Genomic DNA, 935 nt, shown 5'->3' with positions numbered 1-935 from the left:
CCCTTGGCAAGCTCCGCTGGGTCCAGATCGACCTGAACAATGTCGCCCAGCGGAATGAACTGCTGCCAGTTGAAACCCGATTGCTGCATGCCCAGACGTGTGCCCAGCGCCAGTACGAAATCGGCTTGCTGCGCCAGAATGTTGGCGTAACGCTGACCCCAGGTGTTAGGACGACCGAAGTACAGCGGATGCTCGCTGCCAATCCGGTCTGCGCCATTCCACGTGGTCATGATCGGCACGCCGAAGCCCTGGTAGCCTTCGACTCCGATGCGCTTGGCCGTGGCGCGACTCACCCCGCCACCGAGCATCAGCACCGGACGTTTGGCACGCTTGAAGCGCGCTACGATCTCTTGCAGCTGCGCCTCACTGGCGAGCGGCAAAGCCGGTTCGGCACGCGCGTCGACCGCATCCTCGTAGTCGCCAGGCGCCACCATACGACCCTGCACGTCCAGCGGCATCTCGATGAACACCGGACCTTTGCGTGGTTGCCAGCCCGTCTTGACGATTTCCAGAAACTCGCTGCGCTTGATCGGCGCATCCAGGCGCACGCTGCGCTTGGTCACCGCCTCCACCAAGCGCGCACCTTCAACCTCCTGAATGCCACGCTGGCGGATTTCGCCACGGCACAAATCGGCGGTCTTGACCTGACCACCAATCACCAGCAATTCGCGGCTTTCCATGAAGGCCCCGGCCAGTGCGGTCACAATATTGGTCAGACCAGGACCGGTCGTGATCAGCGAAAACGCGCGCTGCCCATCACCGGTCTCATTGAAGTACTCCGTTGCAATGCCCGCCGCCACTTCGTGAATGACAGGCACCACAGGCATGGCGCGACTCACACTCTCCACAAGGTGCATGATGTTCCCACCACCGAGTGAAAAACACTTGCTATAGCCTGCCTCAACCAGCCATTTGGCAAGCAGATCGCTGTATTT

The 935-nt window shown here is 60.9% G+C and carries 1 protein-coding gene; it reads right to left on the bottom strand.

Annotated elements, in window-relative coordinates; all coding sequences use genetic code 11:
- Nucleotides 1–908, bottom strand: a 908-nt coding sequence (locus ABDB84_RS20000) for a thiamine pyrophosphate-binding protein (protein WP_345921548.1), incomplete at its 3' end; no start/stop codon positions are given.
- Nucleotides 909–935 lie beyond the last annotated feature (27 nt).

It is taken from the genome of Uliginosibacterium sediminicola (assembly GCF_039631295.1).
Classification (GTDB): domain Bacteria; phylum Pseudomonadota; class Gammaproteobacteria; order Burkholderiales; family Rhodocyclaceae; genus Viridibacterium; species Viridibacterium sediminicola.
Note: the sequence above shows the minus strand (reverse complement) of the source record. Positions and strands in the feature narration are given on the sequence as shown.